The sequence below is a fragment of the Nitrospirota bacterium genome (genome assembly GCA_016219645.1).
In the GTDB taxonomy this organism is placed as follows: Bacteria; Nitrospirota; Nitrospiria; order Nitrospirales; family Nitrospiraceae; genus Palsa-1315.
Window position 1 is genome coordinate 1 of the sequence record JACRLR010000037.1, and the last position, 2006, is coordinate 2006.

Consider the following 2006-nt stretch of genomic DNA (forward strand, 5'->3'; position numbering starts at 1 on the left):
CAAGGAATTCCGGTCGTGGTACCGGAAAATTCCGCCTCCTCAACTGAAGTCGGTGTTCGAGGGGCTCTGGCAGACCTCGTACTTCACCCATTCAGAGCTGATTGAGATGGCCGCTGACACGCTCCGTGTGATGGATCGGGCGGTGGATGTGGAGGGTGGTGAAGTTCCTGAGACCGAAAACAAAATCATGCTCATGCCGGGGTTCCCGTGCCCGCTGTGTCGGTTCCCCACCTATTCGTGGGTCGAGGATATGGGGACGAAGGTGGAACCCTACGTGCTCGACTTCATCCGCGAGAATCATCCGGGATGGGACGTGGACTTCGGAGCCTGTGATCGTTGTGTTGAGGTGTATAAGTTGCGCGCCGACGGGGTCATGTAACGGCATACTGATAAGGCTGAGGTTGAGGCCAAGGATTCACGAGATCTAGATTTTACCTCAACCGTACCCTCGACCTTGATCTTCTCTGCCATGGCCACTAACCCTTCATACGGTCGGCGGGATTTCCTGAAAGATTCCGTTATTTCTACGGTCAAAGCCGCGCGCGAACTCGTCAAGCAGGCGGAGGGTGTTCCAGCGGAGCCGCCGCCTCCGCCGATGCGTATGGACTGGCTGCGTCCCCCTGGTGCGGTGGAAGAACCGCTTTTCCTTGAACGTTGTACGAAGTGCAATGATTGTGTCACGGCCTGTCCACCAGGCGCGATCGCGGCCCATCCCCGGGACGGGACACCCGTGCTTTTTGCCGATCAGTCGCCCTGTTTGTTATGTGAGGATCTTCCTTGCATTACAGCTTGTGAGACAGAAGCGCTCCTTCCGGTCGAGGGGATCACCCATGTCCGAATGGGAATCGCGACGGTTTCACATAGACTCTGCACGGCAGGCCAAGGCTGCCATGCCTGTGTCTCGAAGTGTCCGACGGATGCCCTTTCGATGGACGTTGCGTTCCTGCATCTCTCCGTGGTGAAGGAAGCCTGTGTTGGCTGTGGAATGTGTGAAATGGTCTGTAAAACCGTCAATGACCATGTCGCAATTCGTGTGGTACCGTCGAGGCAGCTGGCTGGATGTTGAAAAAGGCCGCCAGCGGCGTTCCCTGCCTTGCCGAAGCACTATGCGCAGGCAGGTCGCATCGCTCGCCTCGCAAAGTCGGCGAAGCGGGCTCAGAGGCTCAACGTACGGCCTGGGCAAACGCCTGTTCCTACAGGCGATGGGTGGACGGGTAAAAATGGACTACGCTTCGCCCTTAAGACACGGGGCGCTCACCAACTCGCGCCCGTCCGCAGACATGACGCTCATTATTCTTCGCGTCGCGGACCTCGCTGACGGTCTTTTTGAATATCCTGGTGGCGTTTCTGATACTGTCTGCTAGAGGGGATCGATTGATGATTGCGCCACATCCAACGATGTTGCTTGGAAGAAAATTACAATTCACAAGGCCGAACCAGTTCACCCTTGACTTCGCACGGTCCTTTTCATATACATACGAGGTCCTGCTACCCTGCCTTGGGGCTACGGTGGTGGGGTGAGCTAAGGTGGTCGGGAGGCGATTTATATGACGAGTCAACAGCCGATGCAAGGCGTATCTGCATCTGCCACTGCTACGTTGCCGAGCCCTGTGTCCATCAAGGACTCCCCCGCCGTCGAACGTGCGCTTAATCGCAGTAAAATCTATTTGTTGGTCTCCTGGAGCCTCCTGTACCCCGAAGATGAGGAATTTCTTGATTACCTCCGGTGCGGCGAGTTTGTGGAGGATGGCCGGGCTGCTCTTGATGCATTAGAGGTTGCCCTCGGCACTGAGGGGGGCGAGCGAGCCAGGAAGAAATTGACTTCGCTGAGGACGCAGTTGGCCCTGGTTGAGAATCTGATTGCTTCCGAGTGTGTCAACTGGCAGCTCAGCGATCTCCAGTCGGAACATCGCCGGGTGTTCAGCAACGTGATTACACTCGATTGCCCTCCCTACGAAACCCTGTTCGGGAATGACCACGTGTTCGCGCAATCCCATGTGATGGGC

3 protein-coding genes are annotated in these 2006 nt (G+C 56.6%); all 3 read left to right on the forward strand.

Annotation, left to right across the window (positions count from 1 at the left end):
- On the forward strand, nucleotides 1-379 hold a 379-nt coding region (locus HZB34_13115; GenBank protein MBI5316900.1), incomplete at its 5' end, for a hypothetical protein.
- 90 nt (nucleotides 380-469) lie between these two features.
- Nucleotides 470-1066, forward strand: a complete 597-nt coding sequence (locus tag HZB34_13120) for a 4Fe-4S binding protein (GenBank protein ID MBI5316901.1) — start codon at nucleotides 470-472, stop codon at nucleotides 1064-1066.
- Between the two features lie 481 nt (nucleotides 1067-1547).
- Nucleotides 1548-2006 (forward strand): hypothetical protein (locus HZB34_13125; protein ID MBI5316902.1); only part of this gene is annotated, 459 nt, incomplete at its 3' end.